Origin of the sequence: Glutamicibacter sp. 0426 (assembly GCF_001906485.1) — a bacterium.
Lineage (GTDB): Bacteria > Actinomycetota > Actinomycetes > Actinomycetales > Micrococcaceae > Glutamicibacter > Glutamicibacter nicotianae.
Map to the genome: position 1 here is coordinate 281,092 of NZ_MPBI01000005.1, position 23,108 is coordinate 304,199.

Genomic DNA, 23,108 nt, shown 5'->3' on the forward strand with positions numbered 1-23,108 from the left:
AAGGCTCGTGCGGCTAGAGGTCGATATTGCCTTCGATGAGCACATTCGTGGCGCCGCCCACCCAGAGCTGCCCGTCGGCCATCTCCAAATGCACTTCTCCATCGCGCCCCGCCTTGGCGCCCTGCCGGTTGACCAGCGGCGCGGCGGCATGCCCGGCGTCGATCAGCCATTGCGCGGCCGCGCCATTCAGGCTCCCGGTGACCGGATCCTCGCGCACTGCGCCGTTTTCGATGGTCAGCGCCCTCACCTCGAAGCCCCCGCCTGGCGTACTGGGTGGCAACGCGCCAAGGACCCCGATCTTCCAGCGGCCGAACCGCTGCGGAGCCTGCGCCGAGATCTCCAGGACCTGCTGCGCATCCTGCAGCAGGATAGCGGCCCAGCCTGGGCCGTTGTCCACCCATTGCGCGTCCACCACCTGCTCCGTGCCGATGCCCAGGATCTGCAGCATTTCCGCCAGTTCCCCCCGCCCGATCGCGCCGGTGCGCGTCGCCGGCGGCGAGGCGAAGGACAGCAGCTCGCCGTCGATCCTGATCGGCACCAGCCCGGCACCGCATTCGGCGATCAGCTGCTTCGGGTCGCGCGGCACTCCCCCGGCCTGCAGCCAGGCGCGTGCAGTGCCCAGGGCCGGGTGGCCGGCAAACGGGTATTCGCGGTCGCGGGCGAGGATCCGGAACCGGTAGTCGGCCTGCACGTGGCGTGCCGGCAGGATGAAGGTGGCCTCCGAGAGGTTGGACCACAGCGAATAGTTGCGCATCGCTTCGTCCTCCAGCCCGTCGCCATCGAGCACCACACCCAAGGGGTTGCCCTTGTACGGGACGGTGCTGAAGACGTCGACCTGCTGGAATCTGCGTTGCATTGGACCATCCTCCGGATGTTCGGGCGCGGGATGCGCAATTGCGGGCGGGCACGGCAAAACCCCGCCGAGAAGTCATCTCGACGGGGTTTTCCGATCGGTTGGTCGGGCTAGCGGGATTTGAACCCACGGCCTCCTCACCCCCAGTGAGGCGCGCTACCAAGCTGCGCCATAGCCCGATGCCCTCGCAGCCGTTATCCCCAAGTCGTGAGAACCAAGGGTGCCGTCTGCGAAAAGCTCCTCCATTAGCCTACACCAAGTGAAGGGCTAAATTCGAAATTTAGCGATTGCGCCCGCGGCGTTCGCGGATTCGCATCGAAACTTCGATCGGGCTGCCCTCGAAACCGAAGGTTTCGCGCAGCCGGCGGGTGATGAAGCGGCGGTAGCCCGGATCCAGGAAGCCGGTGGTGAACAGCACGAAGCGCGGCGGGCGGGCCGAGGCCTGGGTGCCGAACAGGATGCGTGGCTGCTTGCCGCCGCGCACCGGGTGCGGGTGGGCCGCGACAAGCTCGCCCAGGAAGGCATTCAGCTTGCCGGTCGGGATGCGCTTGTCCCAGGATTCCAGCGCAGTATTCAGCGCGGGAACGAGCTTGTCCTTGTGCCAGCCGGTCTTCGCCGAGATGTTCACGCGCGGGGCCCATTCGATGTGCGCGAGGTCGCGCTCGATCTCCTGCTCAAGGTAGTAGCGGCGGTCCTCGTCCACCTCATCCCACTTGTTGTAGACGATGACCATCGCGCGGCCGGCCTCGATGGCCAGCTGGATGATGCGCACGTCCTGCTCGGAAATGGTCTCGTTGGCGGCCAGCAGGATCACTGCAACCTCGGCCTTTTCCAGCGCGGTCTGGGTGCGCAGCGACGCGTAGTAGTCCGAGCCGACGGCCATGTGCTGGCGGCGGCGGATGCCTGCGGTATCCACGAAGCGCCAGACTTCGCCGCCCAGCTCAACCAGTTCGTCCACCGGGTCGCGTGTGGTGCCGGCGTAGTCGTCGACCACCACCCGCTCGGAACCGGCCACCTTGTTCAGCAGCGAGGACTTGCCCACGTTCGGGCGGCCGATCAGCGCGATGCGGCGCGGACCGCCCGAGGGGATCATGCCGCCAAACGCCGAATGCTCCGGCAGCTTCTCCATGACCGCGTCCAGCAGGTCGGCGGTGCCGCGGCCGTGCAGGGCCGAGACCGGCCAGGGCTGGCCGAAGCCCAGGCCCCAGAGCACGGCGGCTTCGGCTTCCTGGTTGAAATCGTCGACCTTGTTGGCCACCAGGAAGACCGGCTTGCCCTTCTTGCGCAGCATCTTCACCACGGCCTCGTCGGTGGAGGTGGCCCCCACATGGGAGTCGACCACGAAGAGGATGGCGTCGGCGACGTCGGCGGCGATTTCCGCCTGGTCGGCCACCGAGGCGTGGATGCCCTTGGCATCGTGCTCCCAGCCGCCGGTGTCCACGATGGTGAATGGGCGTCCCATCCACTCGGCGGAGTAGGACACGCGGTCGCGGGTGACGCCCGGGGTGTCCTCCACGACCGCTTCGCGGCGGCCGAGGATGCGGTTGACCAGGGTGGACTTGCCCACGTTGGGGCGTCCGATGACAGCCAGGACCGGTGGAATGACGACGTCTTCATCGTCGTCGTCGAAGTGGTCCAGGCCTGCCAGCAGGGCCGAGTCCTCGTCGTCCAGTTCGTAGTCTTCCAGTCCGCTGAGCAGGGCCTTGGCGCGGACGTCGGCCTCTTCCTCGCTCAGTTCGGCCAGGCGCTCGGCGATATCGTCGTCTCCAACGGGGATGTATTCCTCGTCGTGGGTGGAGTTGTTCTCGCTCATGATTTTCCCTTCACAGCGATCGTAATCTTCATCGGCTCTCGCCGAGGATGGGCACCAGCTTGAGGCTAGTTTTTCGTTGCGGTGCTGATGGCGTCAAGCACCGCGTCGATGGTCTGCTCGAAATCCAGCTCCGAGGAGTCAACGGTCATGACCCCGTCGGCGGCCTGGGTGAAGTTCACCACGGTGGAGTCCTTCGCATCGCGCGCCAACACCTGGGTGGCCAGCTGCGCGTCGTTCTGGGTTCCGCCCAGCTGCAGGCCGCGGCGGCGCAGGCGGGCTTCCTCCGAAGCAGTCAGCAGGATGCGCGCATCGGCATCCGGGGCGACCACGGTGGTGATGTCGCGGCCTTCGGCCACGATGCGGGCGTTGGCGGCGATGATCTCCTGCTGGCGGCGGACCAGTTCGGCTCGCGCGTCCAGATTGGTGGCCACGGTGGAGACCTGCTCGGAGATGCGCGGTTCGCGGATCGCCGCGGTCACATCCACCCCGCCGATTTCGACCAGTTCGGCATCCGGATCAACCGAGATGGACAGCCTCGCATCGCGCACTGCCTGGGCCACGGCGTCTGCGTTGGCCAGGTCGGTGCCGTCGGCGAGCACCGAGTAGGTGATCGCGCGGTACATGGCACCGGTATCCAGGTAGGCCGCGCCCAGCTTGCGGGCGACGGCCTTGGAGACCGAGGACTTGCCGGAGCCGCTGGGGCCGTCGATGGCAATAACAAGCTTGTCGTTGTTCAAGGTGCTCACTGGGCTACTTTCCATCCGTTCTTGGTCAATACGTCGATCAGTTCATCGCGCCGGCCGGGCACGACCGAAACATCCACCATGCCGACCTGGTGGCCGGCGGAGTGCTCCATGCGCAAATCCTCGATATTGATCTGCGCATCGCCGATTTCGGTCAGCAGCTGGGCGATCTGCCCCGGGCGGTCGTCGATCACGACGGTCACCAGGGCGAAGGCCTGCGGCGGTGCGCCGTGCTTGCCCGGGATCCGGGCACGCCCGGCGTTGCCTTCGGTCATCAGCTGCGAGAGGTCCAGCAGCGCGCCGGCCCCTTGCGGGTTGCGCAGCGTGTTGATCAGCCGGTCCAGGTCTTCCTTCATCCCGGTCAGGATCGGCACCAGCGCGTCGGCGTTGTGCGAGAAGATCTGGATCCAGAGCTTCTCGTCGCTGGCCGCGATGCGCGTGGTGTCGCGCAGCCCGTTGCCGGCCAGGGCCAGCTGGTGGCTTTCGGCGTTCAGCAGGCGCGAGGCGATCATCGAGCTGGCCGCCTGCGGGAAGTGGCTGATCAGCGCGACGGATTCGTCATGCTCGGTGACGCTCATCCGGTGCATGGTCGCGCCCAGGTCGATGGCCAGGGATTCGGCGGCCTTCACGCGCGAGGCCTGCGCCCCTTCGTGGGCGCAGATGACCCACGGCATGGAGGTGAACAGCTCGCCGCGGGCAGCGGCCGGGCCGGATTTCTCGCGGCCGGCCATCGGGTGCGTCCCCACATAGCGGGATCTCTCGGCCTCGCCCAGCCGCGTATCGGCCAGCACGCCGGCCAGGATCGAGCCCTTGACGCTGGCGATGTCCACCACCGTGGCGTTCGGGTAGGCCAGCAGCGCATCGCCGACCAGCGCGGCGGTGACATCCGGCGGAGCGCCGATCACTACCAGCTCGGGGGCGATCTGCTGGTTATCCAGCAGCACGCCGGCGCCGATGTCCTGGGCAACCCCGGCCGCGGTCGGCGAAATATCCGACAGGTAGACGTGCACGCCCTTGGCGCGCAGTCCCAGTCCCACAGAGGTGCCCAGCAAGCCGGTGCCGATGACCAGCACCGGGCCTGCGAGGTGCGAGGCGGCCATCAGCTACATCCCCACCATGGCCATGAGGTGCCCGACTTCCTGGTTGCCCAGGGAGCGGATGGTGCCCTGCTTCTGGTCGCCCAGCTGCACCGGGCCCACTGCGACGCGCACCAGGCGCTGGACCGGGTGGCCCACGGCGTCGAACATGCGGCGCACGATGCGGTTGCGGCCCGAGTGCAGGGTCACCTCGACCATCACGTGCTTCGGGGTGGTGGCGATGATCTTCAGGTCATCGACCTTGATCCAGCCGTCTTCGAGCTTGATGCCCTCGCGCAGCTGGTTGCTCACCGCGCGCGGCAGCGGGCCGGGGATCTGCACCAGGTAGGTCTTCGGGACCTCGTACTTCGGGTGCTGCAGGCGGTTGGCCAGCTCGCCGTCGTTGGTCAGGATCAGCACGCCTTCGGTCTTGTAGTCCAGGCGGCCGACGTGGAACAGGCGCAGCGACTTGTGCTCGTTCTTGAAGTAGTCGGCGATGGTGCGCCGGCCTTCCGGGTCGTCCATCGTGCACATCACGTGCTTCGGCTTGTTGAAGACGAAGTAGCGGTTGGCCTGGTTCGTCTGGATGCGCATGCCATCGACGTGGATGCGGTCCTTGTCCGGGTCCACGCGGGTGCCCAGCTCGACGACCAGGTTGCCGTTGACCTCGACGCGGCCTTCGAGGATCATCTCCTCGCAGACGCGGCGCGATGCCACCCCGGCGTTGGCCATGGCCTTCTGCAGGCGGATGCCATCCTGCTGCTCCCCGTTGATCTCGCGGGCCGCTTGGTTCTCGGCACGGGCCTGGGCGCGGGCGCGCTGGGTCGGGCGTGCGTAGTTGTTCGGCACGGAGTTGCCGAAGCGTTCCTTGCCGAAAGCCCGCTCGGAGTTCTTGCGCGCTGCCGAAGTGTTGCGCTTGGCCGGGTTCGACTTCTCGCCCGGCTTGCCGGAGGACGACTTGCCGTACGGCTTCTCGCCGAAGGACTTGCCGCCGGTGCGGCCAGCGCCACCTGGCTTGCCGTAGGACTTGCCCCCGGATTTGCCGCCGTTGCTGTTGCGGCCGCCTGCTGGCTTGCCGCCGAAGTTTGAATTGCCGCCGCGTTCGCCGCGGCCGGAGGAGGATCCCCTGCTCATGCTTGCCTGTGTCCCTTGCTGTTACGTGTTCGCTGCGCGAGCCCGCCAGTGGCATCGGCTTCACGCGTGGTTGGTCCGGTGTAGCTGCCGGCTGGCAGCTACCTAGTCGTCGTAGGTTGCCGAATCGAGCGATTCGAGATCGGCCACCCCGGGAAGATACGGGGACAGCGCAGGCAACTCATCAAGCGAGCCCAGTCCCAGTCGTTCCAGGAAGTATTCGGTGGTTTGGTACAGCGTCGCTCCGCCATCCCCGACTTCCGGATACTCCGTGATCAATCCGCGGGTGAGCAGCGTGCGCACCACTGAATCGACGTTGACACCTCGAATCGCCGAAATACGTCCACGCGAGACCGGCTGTCGGTAAGCGATGACAGCCAGGGTTTCTAGGGCGGCCTGCGACAGGCGTGCTGTCTGCCCGTCGAGCACATAACTGGAGACGAAATCGGCGTAATCGGCCCGCGAATAGAAGCGCCACCCGGAGGCGGCGCGACGCAGTTCAAATCCGCGCGGGCGATCCTTACCATCATACTCGGAAGCAAGATTCTCCAAAGCGGCGGCAACCCTGGCCGTGGGCACCTCGAAGATTTCGGCCAAACGCGCCGAGGATACGGGGATATCGGCGACCATCAGCACCGCTTCAAGACCCGATTCCAGGCCCCCCGGCAGCCGGTCAATGGGTGCAATCTCACTCATGATTCACCTCACCACCACTCCCCTCGTAGTCGTCTTGCACCGCCTGCGCATCGAAGCTCGATTCCTGGATCAGCGAGATCAGCAGCGGCCCGAGCGGATCTTGTTGCGCAAAGCTGATGGCTTTCTGCCTGAACATCTCCAACAATGCCAGAAAACGCACGACCACCACCAGCTGCGCCGGCGCGTCCGCGACCAGTTCGGTGAAGGCCAGCGTGCCGCGGGCTTCGAGCAGGGCGGTGATCGACTCGGCTTCCTCGGCGATCGTGACATTCGCCCCGTGCAGGTGCCCGATCCCGACCTCGGTGGCAGGTTCGGGCTTCGGCGCCAGCGCCTTGGCAGCCATCGCGGCCAGCGCGTCGGGCCCGATGGTGAACACCAGTTCCGGCAGCAGGGCGGCGAACTGCGGTTCCAGCGAGACCTCGCGGGGATGCCGGGCACCCTCGGCGGTGTAGCGTTCGCCCAGGAATTCGGCGGCCTGCTTGAAAGCCTTGTACTGCAGCAGGCGGGCGAACAGCAGGTCGCGGGCTTCGAGCAGCTCGAAGTCCTCCTCGTCGGCCATTTCGCCGCGCGGCAGCAGCCGGGCAGCCTTCAGATCCAGCAGCGTGGAGGCGACCACGAGGAATTCGGTGGTCTCGTCGAGCACCTTCATCCCGTCGCTGCCGCTTTCTGCGCTGGCAGCCTGCAGTTCGCGCAGGTAGGCGATGAATTCGTCGGTGACCTCGGCCAGTGCGACCTCGGTGATATCCAGCTCGCGCTTGGTGATCAGGTGCAGCAGCACATCGAAGGGCCCGTTGAAGTTCTGCAGGGCAAGGCGAAAACCGCCAGCCGATTCCTGCCCAGCTTCAGCTGGCGTCGTGGATTCGGTGGCGGTTTCCTCGCTGAGCGTGGCGCTCATTACGGGGCACCACCACGCCAAATCAGTTCGCGGGCGAGGTTGCGGTACGCCTCGGCACCCGGGTGGTTGGCCGCGTAGGAAGTTATCGGTTCGGCGGCCACGTTCGCGTCGGCGAACTTGATGGTGCGCTTGATCACGGTTTCGAAGAGCTTGTCGCCGAAGGCCTCATCCAGCCGGGTGATGACCTCGCGGCTGTGCAGGGTGCGCGCGTCGTACATGGTGGCCACCACGCCGTCCAGCTCCAGCACCTGGTTCAGCCGGTCCTTGACCTTGTCGATGGTTTCCATCAGCAGGGCCACCGCACGCAGCGCGAAGAACTCTGCGGTCAGCGGGATGATCACGCCGTGGGCGGCGGTCAGCGCGTTGATGGTCAGCAGGCCCAAGGATGGCTGGCAGTCGATGAGCACCACATCGTAGTCGTCGATGACGTGGCGCAGCGCGCGTTCGAGCACCTGCTCGCGGGCGACCTCGTTGACCAGCTGCACCTCGGCGGCGGACAAATCGATGTTGGCCGGCAGCAGATCGATGTTCTCGACGTCGGTCTTCACAATCGCGTCGGTGATCTTGACCTTGCGGTCCATCAGCACGTTGTAGACGGTGATGTCCATTTCGTGCGGGTTGGTTCCGAAGCCCGCGGACAGCGCGCCCTGCGGGTCGAAGTCCACCAGCAGCACCTTGCGGCCGTACTCGGCGAGCGCGGCAGCGAGGTTGATGGTGGAGGTGGTCTTGCCGACGCCGCCCTTCTGGTTCACCATGGCGATCACGCGTGCCGGGCCGTGCGAAGGCAGCGGTGCTGGCACGGGGAAATCTGTCAATGGCTTGCCAGTTGGACCCACCGGACGAGGCTCCTTGAGCATCCCCGCTCCGCGGTGCTTATTTCCCTGTTCCTCGCTCACGATGGGTAAACCACACTTCCCGTTCGATAAACCTGATTCCTCGAGCTGTAAGCTCATTCCAAGGTTATCGGCCGAAGCAAAAGATCTTGGTTTTTTGGTCTCTTTCACGGCGAGCCTTTACCTTGAACCTTAGCTCTAATGTTGTATGCGAGCTGAATGCCAACTGGCATTAACCGAAAGGCAGCGATGAAGGCGAATGCCAAGTTCCCCAGCCTGGCCGAAGCCGAGCCGGGCAGCACGCAGGTCAGCGTCGGCGTGCTCTTCCAGGCCCAGCTGGAAGACGGGAAATGCATCGTGCTGCTCGATGACCGCGGGTTCTTTACGAGCGCGCAGTGGCAGCAGGCGAGACCGGAGGAAATCCGCGACACCGCACTGGCTATGGTGGGCCCGGATGAGCCGGCGCCGGGGGCGGACGCAGGCCGAGGCGCTGCACGATTACTGGGAGTACATCGCCTCCCTGCTGGCCGCCCAGCAGATCCAGGAGCCCGCCGAGGAGCTGGTGAAGCTGGAGCACGAGGTCCGTTTCGGCCCGCGCCTGCAGCGGCTGCTCGCCTCGAGCGGCCGCTGATCCGGCGCCCAGTCCGGACATTCGCTGGCCATCACCCAAGGGTTCTTGAACCTGGTACCCGGCAGTGGTCGAATGGATGAACACGCGCTGGTATCTGGCGGCCAAAGGGGCGAGGGCGATGTTCACGGGAATGCTCGGCAATTGCACGGTGTCCGATGCGGCTCGGGCGGAGAACTGGTATGCCCGGGTCTTCGGCAGGGCGCCGGATGCGCGGCCCATGGACGGGCTGATCGAATGGCATCTGGCCCCGGGCTTCGGCGTCCAGGTCTACGCGGACCCTGAACGCGCAGGGCACAGCACAGTGGTCCTGGAAGTCGCCGACCTGGATGCCCAGGCCGAACGCCTGTTCGCCTCAGGCATCGAGCACCAGGGCCCGCAGCCCGGCGGCGGGGCACGGATCTTGCAGCTTCAGGACCCCGACGGCAACCGGGTGGTGCTCGCCTCTCCCCTGGTGGGACTTTCGCGCTGAGCCTGGCCCCAGGTGCTCAGGCCTGCTCGGCCACCCAATCGAAGGACCATGGCAGCAGTTCACCGATCGCGATGCTGCGCGCCCCGGCCGGGGTCTGGACAATGACCCGAAGCCGCGGATAGCTGTCGGCCATCACCTGCCGGCACCGACCGCACGGGTTCTTGATTCCGCGCCCCTGATTGCCCACCGCGACCACCACCTGCGGATCCACCGCCCCGGCTGCGCGAGCGGCTCCCAGGGCCACCAGCTCTGCGCACGGGCCTCCGGTGAAATGGCAGAAATTCACTCCTGCGTGCATCGTGCCATCGGCAGCAAGCACACCGGCCCCCATGGTGTGCATCCCGTCGCCGCCATAGGGCGCGTCGGTCACCGCCTCGATGGTTCGCCGGGCCAGCTCAACCAGTTCTACTTCGGCTTCTGCCAGTTCACGGCAGTGCAGCTCGTGCGGTGTTGATTTCATGGCTCCAGCCTAGCCGCATGCGTCTCGCAGCCGCGACGCTTGGGCCTGTCTGCCGAAAGCGCCACAACGCAGAAAATCCGCTACCCGAGCATGTCGGATAACGGATTCCTGGCTAAGGGCCTGGCGGACTAGTGTCCTTCGACGCTGTTCTCGTCGAATGGACGGTTGCCGGCCAGCACTGCCTGGGCCTGGTCCATGTCGATTTCCTTGGTCCACTTGCCGATCAGCAGCGTTGCCACGGCATTGCCGGTGAAGTTGGTCAGCGCGCGGGCCTCGGACATGAACTTGTCAATGCCCACGATCACGCCCATGCCGTCCAGCAGCTCCGGACGGTGCGACTGCAGGCCTGCAGCCAGGGTTGCCAGGCCGGCGCCGGTCACGCCGGCGGCGCCCTTGGAAGCGATGATCATGAAGACCAGAAGGCCGACCTGTTCGCCCAGGCTCATCGGCATGCCCATGGCGGTGGAAACGAACAGGGCAGCCATGGTCAGGTAGATGGCGGTGCCATCGAGGTTGAAGGAGTAGCCGGTCGGCACGGTGATGCCGACAACCGGCTTGGACACGCCAGCGTGCTCCATCTTGGCGATCAGGCGCGGCAGCGCCGACTCGGAGGAAGAGGTGGAGAAGATCAGCAGGTACTCGCGAGCCAGGTACTTCAGCAGCAGGAAGATGTTCAGGCCGGTGACCAGGCGCAGCAGGCTGCCCAGGATGACGACAATGAACAGCGCGCAGGTGACGTAGAAGGCGCCCATGAGGATCGCCATCGAGCCGATGGCGGCCCAGCCGGTGGCACCGACCACTGCGGCGATGGCACCGAACGCGCCGATCGGGGCAGCCCACATGATCATCATCATCAGGCGGAAGACCACGGCCTGGATGTGCTTGATGCCGTTGAGCACCGGTTCGCCACTCTTGCCCATGGACTGCAGCGCGAAGCCTACCAGCAGCGCCAGCACCAGGGTCGGCAGCACGGGGATGTCGCCCGGAATCATGTCCAGCAAGAAGGCCACGGTGGAGTTCTCTTCGCCCTTGGCGCCAGACTCATACGGTTCGAGCTGCAGGCCCGAACCCGGGTGGATGATGTTGCCCACGACCAGGCCGATGGCCAGCGCGAAGGTGGACATGGTAATGAAGTACAGCAGCGCCAGGCCGCCGACCTTGCCGACGGTCGCCGCCTTGGCGATGGAGCCGACCCCCAGCACGATGGTGCAGAAGATGACCGGTGCGATCAGCATCTTGATCAGCGCGACGAATCCGGTGCCCAGCGGCTTGAGCGCCTTGCCGAGATCCGGGGCCATCAGGCCGACCGCTGCGCCGAGCACCACGGCGGCAATCACCATGATGTACAGCCAGTGGGTCTTGTCCTTCTTCTTCGTTCCGGCCTGCGGCGAATTGCCTGCCGGCGTCATCTGGTCTGTGACAGCCATTGCGTGGTCCTACCCTCGTGTGCGTGTGGAACCGGACGGCGCACCCTTGCGCGGCCGGCATTACGTAGAATCGTTCTGTATCCATGGTGCGGCGCAAAGTGATCCGCATCTCCATTGCGTTCATATTGGTCACGCGGTGGGCCTGCCAGGAGCAACCAGCACGAGGAGATGCGCGCAGTGACCGATCATTTCACCGACCTGTCGCTGGCCCGGCGCGCTGGCAACACCGCTTCCCCCGCCCCGCTGAGCCGCGACGGCTGGTCCCTGGCGGTCGTCATCTTCGCGGCGCAGATGATGGTGGTCATCCTCGTTGTCGTGGGCCTGGCCGTCGCCACCTACCAGCACCAGGCGCAGGTGATCCAGGACGACAAGCAGGCCACGGTGGCCGCGATCTCCATCACCCTGGCCAACGACCCCTTCGTGGCCGAAGCGCTGGCCGGCGAGAACCCCACCGAGCTGCTGCAGCCCTACACCAACAAGATCCTGGACCGCGGGCAGGGCGTGGATTTCATCACGATCATGACCGCCGAAGCCCTGCGCGTCACCCACCCCAATCCCGCGCAGCTGGGCAAGCCTTATTCGGGAAGCATCCGCCAGGCGCAGGCCGGCCAAACCTACAACGAGGTCGCCTTGGGCACCCTAGGGCTTTCGGTGCGCACCATCGCCCCGGTGTACCACGATGGCAAGCTGGTGGGCATGGTCGCCACTGGCATCACGCTGGAAAGCCTGCAGTCGATCTACCGCAGCGAGCTGCCGCAGATCCTGGCCGTGTCGGCGCTGGCCCTGCTGCTGGCCGGCTTCAGCTCATGGTCCTTTTCCCGCTACGTCAACCAGGCCACGCTGGGCTTCGGCCCGCACGGGTTGCGCCGGCTCTACGCTTTCTATTTCTCCGCGCTGCATTCGGTGCGCGAAGGCCTGGTGCTGCTGGATCGGCGGCACCGCATCGTGCTCTATAACCAGGAAGCGGCCCGATTGCTCGGCTTCCCCGAAGAAGTCCCTCCCGGCGGGTTGGATCTCGACCAGGTGCAGATCCCCGAAACCCTGCGCACCCTGATGGCGACCGGGCGCAGCTGCAAGGACGAGATCCATTTGGGCGCCCGCACGGTGCTGTCCATCTCCCAGGGGCCGGCCCGCCTGACCAACGCGCGCCTGCCCCGGCGCGGCGGGCTGCCGGTGCGCTGGTTCCGTTCCCAGCCGCTGACCGGCCAGGTCATGACGCTGCGCGATCTGACCGAAGTGCAGGAGCTGGCCGGCGAGGTGCAGTCGCTGAAGACCTTCTCCACCGCCCTGCGAGCGCAGACCCATGAGCATGCCAACCGCCTGCACACCATTGCCACGCTGATCGAAAATGGGCAGAGCGGCAAGGCGCTGGCTTTCGCGGTCGATGACCGCCAGCACTCGCAGAAGCTCACCGATGCGATTGTGCATTCCATCGACGACGTCTACCTCTCCAGCCTGCTGGTGGCCAAGGCCGCCCAGGCGAACGAGCGCGGCGTGCAGCTCGATATCAACACGCAAGGACAGATCCCGAGCGACGCGTTCGCCGCCACCGATATCGTCACGATCGTCGGCAACCTGCTGGATAACGCGCTGGACGCCTCGGCCGGCACCGAGGACGCGACGGTGTGGGTGGAAGTCGCAGCGGCCGATGACGAGCTGATCATCTCGGTAGCCGATTCGGGTCCGGGCATCGAGCCGGAATTCCTCGATCAGCTGCTGCGCTTCGGGGTCAGCACGAAGGCCGGCGGCCAACCGCGCGGCCTCGGCCTGGCGCTGGTGCAGCAGGCGGTGCTCCGGCTAGGTGGCACAATGAATGTTGACAACGACGCCGGAGCAATCTTCACCGTCACCCTGCCCCTGAAAAACAGCGACTAGACCGGGAGGTTTCGAGTGCACGACTCCGCTGCAGCCACGCCCGCGCCGGGCTTGCCCGCGCACACCTTCAAGGTCCTCGTTGTCGACGACGAACCGGAAACCGCAGCTTCCCACGCGAAGTACGTCAACCGCGTGCCCGGATTCGCCACCGGAGCCATTGCAGCCAATGGCCAGCAGGCGCTCGCGCTGCTGTCCGAGGCGCGCGCAGCGCACGAACCGTTCGACCTGGTCCTGCTGGATATGACCTTGCCCGACCTGCACGGCATCGATGTCGCCAAGCGGATGCGCGGCCACGGGCTGACCACCGACATCATCGCGATCACCGCGGTGCGCGACCTGGCGGTGGTGCGTTCGGCGGTCGCCACAGGCATCACCCAGTACCTGATCAAGCCCTTCACCTTCGCGGCGTTCACCGAGAAATTGGAGAACCACCGGCGTTTCATTTCCGAGATCAGCTCCAGCGGCCCGGATACCAGCCAGGCTGCGCTGGATAATGCGTTCTCCGCACTGCGCACCACCACTGCCTCGGCGTCGCTGCCCAAGGGCCTGATCCCTGAAACGCTGGCGCAGATCACCGGCCTGCTGCGCAGCAAGCCCGAAACCTGCTTGTCCGCCACCGAGCTCGGCGAAGAGCTGGGCATCTCCCGGGTCACCGCACGGCGCTATCTGGAGCATCTGGCCGAGGCCAAGGCCGTGGTCAAGCAGCCCCGGCATGGCACGAGAGGCCGCCCGGAATATGAATACCGGGCGGCCTCCCATGGCTAGCACTGCCGAGATCTAGGCCTCTGGACGCAGCAGCGGCACCAGTTCGTCGAGCACGCTCGTGTCCTCGATGGTCGACGGGACCGAGTATTCCTTGCCATCGGCAATCTGCCGCATGGTCTTGCGCAGGATCTTGCCCGAACGGGTCTTGGGCAGCGCGGCGACGACGGTGACTTCGCGGAAGTCGGCGACCGCACCGATGTGCTGGCGCACCAGCGCGACGATTTCCTTCTTCAGCGCCTCCTCCTCGACGTCGACCCCCGACTTGAGCACCACGTAGCCGCTGGCCCGCTGGCCCTTGAGCGCATCGGCCAGTCCGATCACGGCGCATTCGGCCACGGCCGGATGGCTGGCCAGCACCTGTTCCATGGCGCCGGTGGACAGCCGGTGCCCGGACACGTTGATCACGTCATCGGTGCGCCCCATGACGAACAGGTAGCCGTCGTCGTCAAGATAGCCGGAATCACCGGTCAGGTAGAACCCGTCGATCTGCGACAGGTAGGTATCGATGAAGCGCTGGTCGTTGCCCCACAGGGTGGTCAGGGCGCCGGGCGGCAAGGGCAGCCGGACCACGATGTTGCCTTCCTGGTTCGCTTCGAGCCGCTCGCCCAGCGCGTCGCGGATCTGCACGTCGAAGCCAGGCACCGGGGTGGTGGGCGAACCGGCCTTGGCAGGCAGCTCCTCCAGGCCCAGCGGGTTCGAGGCGATCGGCCAGCCCGTTTCGGTCTGCCACCAGTTGTCCACCACCGGAATGCCCAGCAGCTTCGAGGCGAAGTGGTAGGTGTCCGGGTCCAGCCGCTCGCCGGCGACGAACAGCGCGCGCAGGCTGGACAGGTCGTGGCTGGCGATCAGCGCACCTTCCGGATCGGCCTTGCGCACCGCGCGCAAGGCCGTCGGCGCGGTGAACATCGTGGTGACCTTGTGGTCGGCGATGATGCGGCCGAAGACCCCGGCGTCAGGGGTGCCGATGGGCTTGCCCTCGTAGAGCACCGTGGTGGCGCCGGCGATCAGCGGCGCGTAGACGATGTAGGAGTGGCCGACCACCCAGCCCACGTCGGAGGCGGTGAACATGGTATCGCCCGGATGCACGTCGTAGATCGCGTTCATGGAGAACTGCAGCGCGGTGGCGTAGCCGCCGGTATCGCGCACCACGCCCTTCGGCGCCCCGGTGGTGCCCGAAGTGTAGAGCACGTAGAGCGGGTGGGTGGATGGCACGGATACCGGCCCGGCCGGCGACGCGGTCTTCGCCTGCTCATCCCAGTCCAGCCAATTGATCTGCTGCCCGTTGACCGGTTTGCCCTGGTATTCATCCAGCGAGTGCTCGAAGCCTTCGCGGCGGGCGACGATCACGTCCCTGACCGCAGGCTCCGCCAGGCTCAGCGCCTCGGCCACCGCCGGCAGGTATTCGATGCGGCGGCTCGGCTCGATGCCGCCCGAGGCGGTGACGATCGCCACCGGGGCGCAGTCGGTGATGCGCGCCGCCAGTTCCTTGGGCGCGAACCCGCCGAAGACCACCGAATGGATCGCGCCCAGGCGTGCGCAGGCGAGCATCGCGATAGCCGCCTGCGGGATCATCGGCAGGTAGATCAGCACGCGGTCCCCGGTCTTCACGCCGCGTTCGGCCAGCACGCCGGCGAAGATTTCCACTTCGCGCAGCAGCTCGGAGTAGGTGTATTTGGTGACGGTGCCCAGCATGGCCGAATCGTAGATCAGCGCGGTGCTCTCCCCGCGGCCGGCTTCGACGTGGCGGTCCAGTGCGTTGGCCGAAAGGTTCAGCGTGCCATCCGGGAACCAGCCGTACAACGGCTTGCGCGAATCATCCAGCGCCGTCTGCGGTGCCGTATCCCAGCGGATATCCTGGGCGGCTTGCAGCCAGAATGCTGCTGGGTCAGTGGTGGCTTGCTCAAAGGCCTGGCGGTATTCCTGCACCATGGTTCTCTCCTCCTGGCCCCGGGCGTCATTACCCGGCACCTGCGTGGTGATTGAGGTCGTCCTCTTGGCATTAACTGTATGAGTACGATCACATGATCGCAACTACGTTGTATACAGATTTCGAAAAAATTCCAAATAAATTGGATCCGGCTCACACATTTCCCGCTTCTATGTATACACTGGAGCCATGAGAGCAAGCGATAAGGTCTACGAGAGCCTCCGCGCCGACATCGTCGAATGGCGGCTGGCTCCCGGCACCGTTCTTGCAGAAGTAGAGCAGTCCGAACGCCTGGGCGTTTCCCGCACTCCGGTGCGCGAGGCCCTGGGCCGATTGGTCGCCGACGGCTTGGCGGTGCAGCAACGCGGACGCGGCGCCGTCGTGTCCGAGGTCAGCGAAGACCACGTAGAGGACCTGTTCGTTCTGCGCGTGGCGCTGGAATGCGCCAGCGCACGCGAAGCTGCCAAGTCGACGGGGCGATCGGCCTTCAACGAGTTGGCCAGCCGCTTCGAAGCAGCCGTCAAGGAAGTGGAGCTTCCCGGATCCCGGGAGTCCTACTACCAGCTGGTGCAGCTGCTGGACGAGTCGATCGACGAAGCGGCCAGCAACAAGTACCTGTCCAACGCGCTGCGCACCTTGCGGGTGAACCTGCAACGGGTGCGACGCCTGGCCAAGGACAACCCCGAAAGGCTCAAGGCTTCCGCTTCCGAGCATGCGGCCATCGCACGAGCGATTGCCAGCGGAAACCCAGAGGTCGCAGCCGCGGCCACCACAGTCCACCTGCACGAATCCTTCACCCACATCATGACCCACGCGGTCGGATCAGAAAGGCAGTTAGCATGATCAACCACCCAGTACGCGTATACCGCTCCGAGGAAAACCTGGCTCGCGAAGACCAGCTGGCACATAAGATCGCCAAGGTTGCCGCCGATCCGGTAGAGGTCACCAGCGAAGTGACCGAAATGATCATCAACCGCATCATCGACAACGCTTCGGTTGCCATCGCGTCGCTGAACCGCGGCCCGATCGTCGCTGCCCGCGCCCAGGCGCTGACCCACGCCCCTTCCACCGGCGGCAAGGGTGCCTCGGTGTTCGGCATTTCCGAGAAGGTGTCCCCCGAATGGGCCGCCTGGGCCAACGGCGTGGCCGTGCGCGAACTGGACTACCACGACACCTTCCTGGCCGCCGAGTACTCCCACCCGGGCGATAACATTCCGCCGATCCTGGCCGTTGCCCAGCACACCGGCGCATCGGGCAAGGACCTGATCCGCGGCATCGCCACCGGCTACGAAATCCAGGTGGACCTGGTCAAGGCCATCTGCCTGCACAAGCACAAGATCGATCACGTAGCGCACCTGGGCCCATCGGCCGCCGCCGGCATCGGCACCCTGCTCGGACTCGATGTCGAGACCATCTTCCAGGCCGTGGGCCAGGGCCTGCACACCACCACCGCCACCCGCCAGTCGCGCAAGGGCGAAATCTCCACCTGGAAGGCCCACGCCCCGGCCTTCGCCGGCAAGATGGCAGTCGAGGCTGCCGACCGCGCCATGCGCGGCCAGACCTCCCCAGTGCCGATCTACGAAGGCGAAGACGGCGTCATCGCCTGGATGCTCGATGGCAAGGATGCCGCCTACGAGGTGCCGCTGCCAGAGGCCGGCGAAGCCAAGCGCGCCATCCTGGACACCTACACCAAGGAGCACTCGGCCGAGTACCAGGCGCAGGCCTGGATCGACCTGGCCCGCAAGCTGCACGGCGAGCACCCGGAAGCCACCGACCCGAAGAACGTGAAGTCGGTGCTGATCAAGACCAGCCACCACACCCACTACGTCATCGGCTCCGGCGCCAACGACCCGCAGAAGTACGATCCGACCGCTTCGCGCGAGACCCTGGACCACTCGATCCCGTACATCTTCACCGTCGCCCTGCAGGACGGCGCCTGGCACCACGTGGATTCCTACTCGCCGGAGCGCGCCGGCCGTGCCGATACCGTTGAGCTGTGGAACAAGGTCACCACCGAGGAAGACGCCGAGTGGACCCGCCGCTACCACTCGCTGGACATCTCGGAGAAGGCCTTCGGCGGTTCGGTGGAAATCACCCTGAACGACGGCACCGTGATCAGCGATCAGATCGCAGTGGCCGACGCGCACCCGCTGGGCGCACGTCCATTCGCCCGCGAGCAGTACATCAACAAGTTCCGCACCCTGGCTAAGGGCCTGGTCGATGAGGCAGAGATCAACCGCTTCATCGCCGCCGCCGAGAACCTGGAAAACCTGGCCGCCGGCGAACTGGACCAGCTGAACATCCAGGCCGCAGCAGGCGTCATCGACACCGCGGCCGCACCGAAGGGCCTGTTCTAAGATGCTGTATTCAACCAAAACTCCAGATGCAAAGCGCGCCGCGCTGCGCGAGATGCTCACCCCGGGTGCTGCCCGCCAGTTCCCCGGAGCCTTCAACCCGCTCTCGGCCAAGCTGATCAGCGAGAAGAACTTCGACGGCGTCTACATCTCCGGTGCGGTGCTGGCCAACGACCTGGGCCTGCCGGATATCGGCCTGACCTCGCTGACCGAGGTCGCCACCCGCGCCGGGCAGATCGCCCGCATGACCGACCTGCCGTCGATCGTGGATGCCGATACAGGTTTCGGCGAGCCGATGAACGTGGCCCGCACCATCCAGGAACTGGAATACGCCGGCCTGGCGGGCTGCCACATCGAGGACCAGTTCAACCCGAAGCGCTGCGGCCACCTGGATGGCAAGAACGTGGTGGATACCGAAACCATGCTCAAGCGCATCGCGGCCGCCGCCGACGCGCGCATCGATGCGAACTTCCTGATCATGGCCCGCACCGACATCCGCGCGGTCGAGGGCCTGGATTCGGCAGTCGATCGCGCCAAGGCGATGGTTGATGCCGGAGCGGACGCGATCTTCCCGGAGGCGATGAAGAACGTCGCCGAGTTCGAGGCGATCTGCAACGCGGTGGACGTGCCGGTGCTGGCCAACATGACCGAGTTCGGCAAGTCGGAATTGTTCAAGCGCCAGGAACTGGCAGATGCCGGCGTCGCGCTGATCATCTACCCGGTCACCCTGCTGCGCAGCGCCATGGGCGCCGCTGAACGCGTACTGGATGCCATCAGCGAAGATGGCACCCAGCAGCGCGAAGTGGATAACATGTTGACTAGGTCACGTTTGTACGAGCTCGTGGACTACGAGGCCTACAACCGCTTCGATACCGGAATCTTCAACTTCCAGGTCCCGACCCTGGACATTGATTCCAACAGCGCGAACCTCTAGGCTCGCAAGCATTTAGCACCATCTGCGCCGGCCGGCACCCGCTGGCCGGCGCAATCCAAAGCATTACTATTCTCCGGCAATGAAGAGGAGCAAGAATGACTGCCACCGAGGAAATCAAGAAGGGCCTGGCAGGCGTCGTCGTTGACTACACCGCCGTCTCCAAGGTCAATCCAGAAACCAACTCGCTGCTCTACCGCGGCTACCCCGTCCAGGACCTGGCCGCGAACAAGTCGTTCGAAGAGGTGGCACTGCTGCTCTGGACCGGCGAGTTGCCAACCCAAAGCGAACTGACCGAGTTCTGCGCTTTCGAGCGGGCCAACCGCGCTCTGGACCCACGCGTCAAGGCAGCCATCGACCTGCTGCCAACCGACTGCCACCCGATGGACGTGGGCCGCACCGCGGTCTCGGTGATCGGCGCCAACCACCCCGAGGCCGAGAACTCCTCCCCCGAGGCTGAGCTGCTCAAGGCCAAGGAACTGTTCGCCGCCTTCCCTGCAGTGGTTGCCTACGACCAGCGCCGCCGCCGCGGCCAGGATGCCGTGGCTCCACGCGAGGATCTGGACTACTCCTCGAACTTCCTGTGGATGGCCTTCGGCGAAGAAGCGGCCCCAGAGGTTGTCGACGCCTTCCGCGTGTCCATGGTGCTCTACGCGGAGCACTCCTTCAACGCTTCGACCTTCACCGCCCGCGTGATCACCTCGACCCTCTCAGACCTGCACTCGGCAGTCACCGGGGCGATCGGCGCGCTGAAGGGCCCGCTGCACGGCGGCGCCAACGAAGCAGTCATGCACACCTTCAACGAGATCGGCATCAACAAGGAGGAATCCCGCGAGGATGCCGCCAAGCGTGCCAAGGCCTGGATGGAAGAAGCACTGGCCGCCAAGAAGAAGGTCATGGGCTTCGGCCACCGCGTCTACAAGCACGGCGACTCCCGCGTGCCTACCATGAAGGCCGCACTGGATCGCATGATCGAGCACTATGGCCGCCATGAAATGCTGGGCCTGTACGACGGCCTGGAGGCCGCCATGGACGAGGCCAAGGCCATCAAGCCGAACCTCGACTACCCTGCCGGTCCCACCTATCACCTGATGGGCTTCGACACCGAGATGTTCACCCCGATCTTCATCGCGGCGCGCATCACCGGTTGGACCAGCCACATCTTCGAGCAGCGCGCAGCCAACGCGCTGATCCGCCCGCTTTCGGCCTACAACGGGGTGGAGCAGCGTTCGCTGTAAGAATTTCGCTTCCTGGCATTGGCCACGGGAATGGCGCAAGCGCGTCAGCCCGTGGCCATTCGCATGCCCAAGCTATCCGGAGTTGCCGTCGCAGACCTCTTGCCCTATCGTTTAACGATAGAAACATTTCGAAGAACGATAAGGTCCTAGCCATGGGAAAATACAGCATTATCGGCCTGAAGGTAGTTCTCGCCGTCATCCTGGCCGGAACGCTCTTTGTGCAGCTGTTCATGATACCGATGATCCTTATCCATGAATCGCCAAGCAACGGCACCGACAAGTTCTTCCAAGCCGCTTTCCTCGGCTATCTGATTCTCGCCGGACTGGTCATTGAAACTTGTGTCTACAGCGTGTGGAAACTGGCTACGAGAGTCAAGCGCGGCACCGTCTTCGATCCCGCGTCGCTGGGCTATGTCACCCCCATCATCGTCGCCTTCGCGGTTGGTGCGCTTGCCACTTTCGCCCTCGGCACCATCTTTGCCGCGAGCACCGACATCGCCCCTGGGGTCGTCCTCCTCGTTGGCGGAGCCGGGCTGCTGATGATCGGGATCAGCATCATCGTGCTCGTGCTGCGCCAGCTGCTCGCGCAAGCCGCGATGACCGAGGCACAGGCAGCTGAGCTGCGAACCGAGCTGGGCGGCGTCATCTGATGGGAATCCGCGTAGATATCGACGTGATGCTGGCCCGCCGTAAAATGGCCGTCGGCGAGTTGGCCGAACGCATCGGCATTACCCCGGCCAACCTCGCTGTGCTCAAGAATGGGCGTGCCAAGGCGGTACGCTTCAGCACCCTTGAAGCGCTGTGCCGGGAGCTGGATTGCCAGCCAGGCGACCTGCTGGTCTTTGAACCCGGCGAAGCCGGGCAACTGGCCGATAGCTAGTCCCAGTTCTCGAAGCTGATCTCCTGCACCGAAATGTTGTCCCCCGCCAGCACGATTTCAACGGTGAAATTCCCACCGGCTACGAGCTTGGGCAGCCACAACGGGGAATCCTGCCACATCTGCTCGACCGGCAGGGCATCCGGATCTGCCCACAGCGGCTCCAGTTCCTCGGTGGCTTCCGGCTGGCCCGTTGCTTGCCTAGCAATGAAGGTTGCGCATTCCATGTCGGCTGCCGGCTGAGCCGGGAATCGGAAATTGATTTGTGCCGCAAGCTCCAGTTCCTGCGGTGCGAGCACCAGGCCAGTTTCCTCGCGGAATTCCCGGATGGCCGCTTGCACAGCACTCTCTCCGGGCTCGATCTTGCCGCCGGGCAAGACGATATTTCCCTTGCCGAACCCGCGGCGCTTGCGCCCGAGCAGCACGTGCAGGCGACCGGCGCGTTCCTGCAACAGGGCAACGAGGGCTACCTGCTTGGCACCGGGCATCCGGCGGCCCGCCACTAGTTCACCCTCGGGTGGGCCAACTGGTAGGCCTCGCGCAGCGAATCAACGGTGACCTTGGTGTAGATCTGCGTGGTGGTGACCGATGCATGCCCCAGCAGTTCCTGGACCACCCTGACATCTGCTCCGCCCTCCAGCAAATGCGTGGCGAAGGAATGGCGCAGCGTATGCGGAGAGACCTCGGTAGCTATCCCGGCCCGTTCGGCCGCCTTGGCCAGCAGCAGCCATACCGATTGGCGCGAGAGCCGTCCCCCGCGCTGGTTCAGGAACAATGCCGGGGTGCCCTTTCCCTTGGCGGCCAGCCCGGGACGAGCACGTACCAGATAATCGCTGACCGCACGCTGGGCGTACCTGCCGACCGGAACCACCCGCTCCTTGGATCCCTTGCCGAACAAGCGCACCACGGCATCGTCGGCAAAGTGCAGATCATCGACATCCAAGTCCACGACTTCGGATATGCGTGCGCCGGTGGAGTACAAGAATTCCAGGATCGCCCGATCCCGCAGTCCGGCAGGGGTTTCGATGCTCACCGATTCGAGGATCCGGGTGACCTGGTCGATGGATATTGCCTTGGGCAGGGATTGGCCGATGGCCGGGGGCTGGATCTCGCGGGCAGGATTCGGCGCGCAGATCCCTTCGAGCTCCCAGTACTTGTGCAGCTGGCGGATGGCTACCGAGTGGCGTGCGACGGAGCGGGCACTCAACGGCTGATGCTCTTCGTCTCCGCGCGAGAGCTCCTGCAGGTAGCCGCTGATGGCTGCCTCGGTAATCTGCTGCGGCTGCGCGATGCCTGCCGCTTGCAGCGCATCCGTGTATCGGGTCAGGTCCCTGCGGTAGGACGCCAAGGTGTTCTCGGCCAGCCCGCGCTCGATCGCCAGATGCTGCAGGTAGCGCTTGAGCGGGGTTTCGAACCGGTTGCTCATCCTTCGCGCAGGTACGGGTGCACGTCGAATGGCTCGTTCGCATCGCGCAGGTCGAGGTACTTGTTGGCGCGGGCGGCATGGGCGGCCAGGATGGCGATGGTCGCGGTGGGGTTATGGATCTTTCCTGCCAGCACCGCGGCAACGGCTTCTTCCAGGGGAACCCAGGTGCTGACCATTTCGGCTTCCTCTTCGGTCCGCTGATGGCGATGGTCTGCTGCGACCAGCTTCGCATCGCGTGCCAGGTAGATCCGCACGGCCTCGGCCGACGAGCCCGGGCTCAAGAAGACATCGGTGAGGATCGACCAGTGATCGGCGGTGCGGTCCGCTTCTTCCCACAATTCGCGCTTGGCGGCTTCCAACGGCGGTTCGCCAGCTACGTCGAGCAGGCCGGCCGGGATTTCCCACAGGCGCATGCCGACCGGGTGGCGGTACTGGTTGACCATCAAGATGCGTTCCTCGGCGTCCATGACCAGCACGCTGACCGCACCGGGGTGGTTGATGTAGTCGCGTTCGATCGTCGCCCCTGATTCAGAGAGCTTCACGGTGTCATGGATGACGTCCCAGATGCGGCCCTCGTACACGGTTTCGCGGTTCAGCAATTCACGCGGTGAGAATTCATCGGCTATCGGATGCAGCGGCACGAGGATCGTCCTTCGGTAGAAAAAGCTGGTCGTTACTCTCCAGCTTA

24 protein-coding genes and 1 tRNA gene are annotated in these 23,108 nt (G+C 65.2%); 10 read left to right on the plus strand and 15 right to left on the minus strand.

Annotated features, from left to right (window positions below; all coding sequences use genetic code 11):
- Nucleotides 1-13: 13 nt before the first annotated feature.
- The 9 genes from BKX98_RS13960 to BKX98_RS14000 form a co-directional block, all read right to left on the minus strand.
- Entirely contained in the window at nt 14-856 is an 843-nt protein-coding gene (locus BKX98_RS13960) for a PhzF family phenazine biosynthesis protein (protein ID WP_073707677.1), read from the minus strand.
- 99 nt (nt 857-955) lie between these two features.
- A tRNA-Pro gene (locus BKX98_RS13965) sits at nt 956-1,032 on the minus strand.
- A gap of 101 nt (nt 1,033-1,133) precedes the next feature.
- Nucleotides 1,134-2,666 (minus strand): ribosome biogenesis GTPase Der, encoded by a 1,533-nt coding sequence (gene der / locus BKX98_RS13970; protein ID WP_073707678.1) that lies wholly within the window; start codon nt 2,664-2,666, stop codon nt 1,134-1,136.
- A 65-nt stretch (nt 2,667-2,731) separates the two neighbouring features.
- The gene (gene cmk, locus BKX98_RS13975; RefSeq protein WP_369826796.1) at nt 2,732-3,442 is read right to left on the minus strand and encodes a (d)CMP kinase; all 711 of its coding nucleotides are present in this window, start codon (nt 3,440-3,442) and stop codon (nt 2,732-2,734) included.
- Nucleotides 3,409-4,509 carry a prephenate dehydrogenase gene (locus BKX98_RS13980; RefSeq protein WP_073707680.1) on the minus strand — a complete coding sequence of 367 codons (1,101 nt, stop codon included), beginning with the start codon at nt 4,507-4,509 and terminating at the stop codon, nt 3,409-3,411. The genes cmk and BKX98_RS13980 overlap by 34 nt, the downstream gene beginning before the upstream one ends.
- Before the next feature lie 3 nt (nt 4,510-4,512).
- Complete coding sequence (locus tag BKX98_RS13985) at nt 4,513-5,619, minus strand: pseudouridine synthase (protein ID WP_038990340.1); 1,107 nt, start codon at nt 5,617-5,619, stop codon at nt 4,513-4,515.
- A gap of 102 nt (nt 5,620-5,721) precedes the next feature.
- Nucleotides 5,722-6,312, minus strand: a complete 591-nt coding sequence (scpB, locus tag BKX98_RS13990) for an SMC-Scp complex subunit ScpB (protein ID WP_073707681.1) — start codon at nt 6,310-6,312, stop codon at nt 5,722-5,724.
- Nucleotides 6,305-7,207, minus strand: a complete 903-nt coding sequence (locus BKX98_RS13995) for a ScpA family protein (RefSeq protein ID WP_073707682.1) — start codon at nt 7,205-7,207, stop codon at nt 6,305-6,307. The genes scpB and BKX98_RS13995 overlap by 8 nt, the downstream gene beginning before the upstream one ends.
- Nucleotides 7,207-8,103 carry a ParA family protein gene (locus tag BKX98_RS14000; protein ID WP_038990337.1) on the minus strand — a complete coding sequence of 299 codons (897 nt, stop codon included), beginning with the start codon at nt 8,101-8,103 and terminating at the stop codon, nt 7,207-7,209. The genes BKX98_RS13995 and BKX98_RS14000 overlap by 1 nt, the downstream gene beginning before the upstream one ends.
- A 391-nt stretch (nt 8,104-8,494) precedes the next feature.
- Between BKX98_RS14000 and BKX98_RS17065 the strand changes: the two genes are divergently transcribed.
- Nucleotides 8,495-8,671 (plus strand): hypothetical protein, encoded by a 177-nt coding sequence (locus tag BKX98_RS17065; RefSeq protein ID WP_158024701.1) that lies wholly within the window; start codon nt 8,495-8,497, stop codon nt 8,669-8,671.
- 76 nt (nt 8,672-8,747) lie between these two features.
- Nucleotides 8,748-9,140, plus strand: coding sequence for a VOC family protein (locus BKX98_RS14005; protein WP_233125393.1), 393 nt, complete (start codon nt 8,748-8,750; stop codon nt 9,138-9,140).
- A 16-nt stretch (nt 9,141-9,156) separates the two neighbouring features.
- Here the strand turns inward: BKX98_RS14005 and BKX98_RS14010 are convergent, their stop codons facing one another.
- On the minus strand, nt 9,157-9,600 hold the full coding sequence (locus tag BKX98_RS14010; RefSeq protein ID WP_073707683.1) for a cytidine deaminase: 444 nt from the start codon (nt 9,598-9,600) through the stop codon (nt 9,157-9,159).
- A 128-nt stretch (nt 9,601-9,728) separates the two neighbouring features.
- Nucleotides 9,729-11,027 carry a cation:dicarboxylate symporter family transporter gene (locus tag BKX98_RS14015; protein ID WP_038990332.1) on the minus strand — a complete coding sequence of 433 codons (1,299 nt, stop codon included), beginning with the start codon at nt 11,025-11,027 and terminating at the stop codon, nt 9,729-9,731.
- Nucleotides 11,028-11,204: 177 nt separating this feature from the next.
- Here BKX98_RS14015 and BKX98_RS14020 point away from each other — a divergent pair, with 177 nt between their 5' ends.
- A complete protein-coding gene (locus BKX98_RS14020) occupies nt 11,205-12,902 on the plus strand; it encodes a sensor histidine kinase (protein ID WP_158024702.1) in 1,698 nt (565 codons plus the stop codon).
- A gap of 15 nt (nt 12,903-12,917) precedes the next feature.
- Nucleotides 12,918-13,667: a response regulator gene (locus BKX98_RS14025; protein ID WP_083586917.1), complete on the plus strand. Its 750-nt coding sequence runs from the start codon at nt 12,918-12,920 to the stop codon at nt 13,665-13,667.
- Nucleotides 13,668-13,679: 12 nt separating this feature from the next.
- On the opposite strand, the gene BKX98_RS14030 is transcribed toward BKX98_RS14025, so the two are convergent.
- Complete coding sequence (locus BKX98_RS14030; RefSeq protein ID WP_073707684.1) at nt 13,680-15,596, minus strand: AMP-binding protein; 1,917 nt, start codon at nt 15,594-15,596, stop codon at nt 13,680-13,682.
- Nucleotides 15,597-15,783: 187 nt separating this feature from the next.
- Between BKX98_RS14030 and BKX98_RS14035 the strand changes: the two genes are divergently transcribed.
- From BKX98_RS14035 to BKX98_RS14060, 6 genes are all read left to right on the plus strand, one after another.
- The gene (locus tag BKX98_RS14035; RefSeq protein WP_038990330.1) at nt 15,784-16,437 is read left to right on the plus strand and encodes a GntR family transcriptional regulator; all 654 of its coding nucleotides are present in this window, start codon (nt 15,784-15,786) and stop codon (nt 16,435-16,437) included.
- Complete coding sequence (locus BKX98_RS14040; protein WP_073707685.1) at nt 16,434-17,951, plus strand: MmgE/PrpD family protein; 1,518 nt, start codon at nt 16,434-16,436, stop codon at nt 17,949-17,951. The genes BKX98_RS14035 and BKX98_RS14040 overlap by 4 nt, the downstream gene beginning before the upstream one ends.
- A gap of 1 nt (nt 17,952) precedes the next feature.
- Nucleotides 17,953-18,882, plus strand: a complete 930-nt coding sequence (gene prpB, locus BKX98_RS14045) for a methylisocitrate lyase (protein ID WP_038990328.1) — start codon at nt 17,953-17,955, stop codon at nt 18,880-18,882.
- Between the two features lie 95 nt (nt 18,883-18,977).
- Nucleotides 18,978-20,117: a bifunctional 2-methylcitrate synthase/citrate synthase gene (locus BKX98_RS14050; protein ID WP_038990327.1), complete on the plus strand. Its 1,140-nt coding sequence runs from the start codon at nt 18,978-18,980 to the stop codon at nt 20,115-20,117.
- Between the two features lie 152 nt (nt 20,118-20,269).
- Nucleotides 20,270-20,767: a DUF2975 domain-containing protein gene (locus BKX98_RS14055; protein WP_038990326.1), complete on the plus strand. Its 498-nt coding sequence runs from the start codon at nt 20,270-20,272 to the stop codon at nt 20,765-20,767.
- On the plus strand, nt 20,767-20,997 hold the full coding sequence (locus BKX98_RS14060) for a helix-turn-helix transcriptional regulator (RefSeq protein ID WP_038990325.1): 231 nt from the start codon (nt 20,767-20,769) through the stop codon (nt 20,995-20,997). Before BKX98_RS14055 ends, BKX98_RS14060 begins: the two co-directional genes overlap by 1 nt.
- Here BKX98_RS14060 and BKX98_RS14065 read toward each other — a convergent pair.
- Genes BKX98_RS14065 through BKX98_RS14075 form a run of 3 tightly spaced genes read right to left on the minus strand, consistent with a single transcriptional unit; the run spans nt 20,994 to nt 23,061 of the window.
- On the minus strand, nt 20,994-21,497 hold the full coding sequence (locus BKX98_RS14065) for an 8-oxo-dGTP diphosphatase (protein WP_083586918.1): 504 nt from the start codon (nt 21,495-21,497) through the stop codon (nt 20,994-20,996). The genes BKX98_RS14060 and BKX98_RS14065 overlap by 4 nt on opposite strands.
- A complete protein-coding gene (gene xerD / locus BKX98_RS14070; RefSeq protein WP_073707686.1) occupies nt 21,497-22,420 on the minus strand; it encodes a site-specific tyrosine recombinase XerD in 924 nt (307 codons plus the stop codon). The genes BKX98_RS14065 and xerD overlap by 1 nt, the downstream gene beginning before the upstream one ends.
- Nucleotides 22,417-23,061, minus strand: coding sequence for an NUDIX hydrolase (locus BKX98_RS14075; protein WP_083586920.1), 645 nt, complete (start codon nt 23,059-23,061; stop codon nt 22,417-22,419). Before BKX98_RS14075 ends, xerD begins: the two co-directional genes overlap by 4 nt.
- Between the last annotated feature and the right edge of the window lie 47 nt (nt 23,062-23,108).

What these genes read in the sequence shown, in the direction of transcription:
- BKX98_RS14015 (WP_038990332.1), bottom strand. Translation starts at nt 11,027, where the DNA reads ATGGCTGTCACAGACCAGATGACGCCGGCAGGCAATTCGCCGCAGGCC.
- BKX98_RS14030 (WP_073707684.1), bottom strand. Translation starts at nt 15,596, where the DNA reads ATGGTGCAGGAATACCGCCAGGCCTTTGAGCAAGCCACCACTGACCCA.
- BKX98_RS13985 (WP_038990340.1), bottom strand. Translation starts at nt 5,619, where the DNA reads ATGAGCAGGGGATCCTCCTCCGGCCGCGGCGAACGCGGCGGCAATTCA.
- BKX98_RS13995 (WP_073707682.1), bottom strand. Translation starts at nt 7,207, where the DNA reads ATGAGCGCCACGCTCAGCGAGGAAACCGCCACCGAATCCACGACGCCA.
- der (WP_073707678.1), bottom strand. Translation starts at nt 2,666, where the DNA reads ATGAGCGAGAACAACTCCACCCACGACGAGGAATACATCCCCGTTGGA.
- BKX98_RS14035 (WP_038990330.1), top strand. Translation starts at nt 15,784, where the DNA reads ATGAGAGCAAGCGATAAGGTCTACGAGAGCCTCCGCGCCGACATCGTC.
- scpB (WP_073707681.1), bottom strand. Translation starts at nt 6,312, where the DNA reads ATGAGTGAGATTGCACCCATTGACCGGCTGCCGGGGGGCCTGGAATCG.
- BKX98_RS13960 (WP_073707677.1), bottom strand. Translation starts at nt 856, where the DNA reads ATGCAACGCAGATTCCAGCAGGTCGACGTCTTCAGCACCGTCCCGTAC.
- BKX98_RS14055 (WP_038990326.1), top strand. Translation starts at nt 20,270, where the DNA reads ATGGGAAAATACAGCATTATCGGCCTGAAGGTAGTTCTCGCCGTCATC.
- BKX98_RS13980 (WP_073707680.1), bottom strand. Translation starts at nt 4,509, where the DNA reads ATGGCCGCCTCGCACCTCGCAGGCCCGGTGCTGGTCATCGGCACCGGC.
- BKX98_RS14005 (WP_233125393.1), top strand. Translation starts at nt 8,748, where the DNA reads ATGAACACGCGCTGGTATCTGGCGGCCAAAGGGGCGAGGGCGATGTTC.
- BKX98_RS17065 (WP_158024701.1), top strand. Translation starts at nt 8,495, where the DNA reads ATGAGCCGGCGCCGGGGGCGGACGCAGGCCGAGGCGCTGCACGATTAC.
- xerD (WP_073707686.1), bottom strand. Translation starts at nt 22,420, where the DNA reads ATGAGCAACCGGTTCGAAACCCCGCTCAAGCGCTACCTGCAGCATCTG.
- BKX98_RS14040 (WP_073707685.1), top strand. Translation starts at nt 16,434, where the DNA reads ATGATCAACCACCCAGTACGCGTATACCGCTCCGAGGAAAACCTGGCT.
- BKX98_RS14050 (WP_038990327.1), top strand. Translation starts at nt 18,978, where the DNA reads ATGACTGCCACCGAGGAAATCAAGAAGGGCCTGGCAGGCGTCGTCGTT.
- prpB (WP_038990328.1), top strand. Translation starts at nt 17,953, where the DNA reads ATGCTGTATTCAACCAAAACTCCAGATGCAAAGCGCGCCGCGCTGCGC.
- BKX98_RS14010 (WP_073707683.1), bottom strand. Translation starts at nt 9,600, where the DNA reads ATGAAATCAACACCGCACGAGCTGCACTGCCGTGAACTGGCAGAAGCC.
- BKX98_RS14060 (WP_038990325.1), top strand. Translation starts at nt 20,767, where the DNA reads ATGGGAATCCGCGTAGATATCGACGTGATGCTGGCCCGCCGTAAAATG.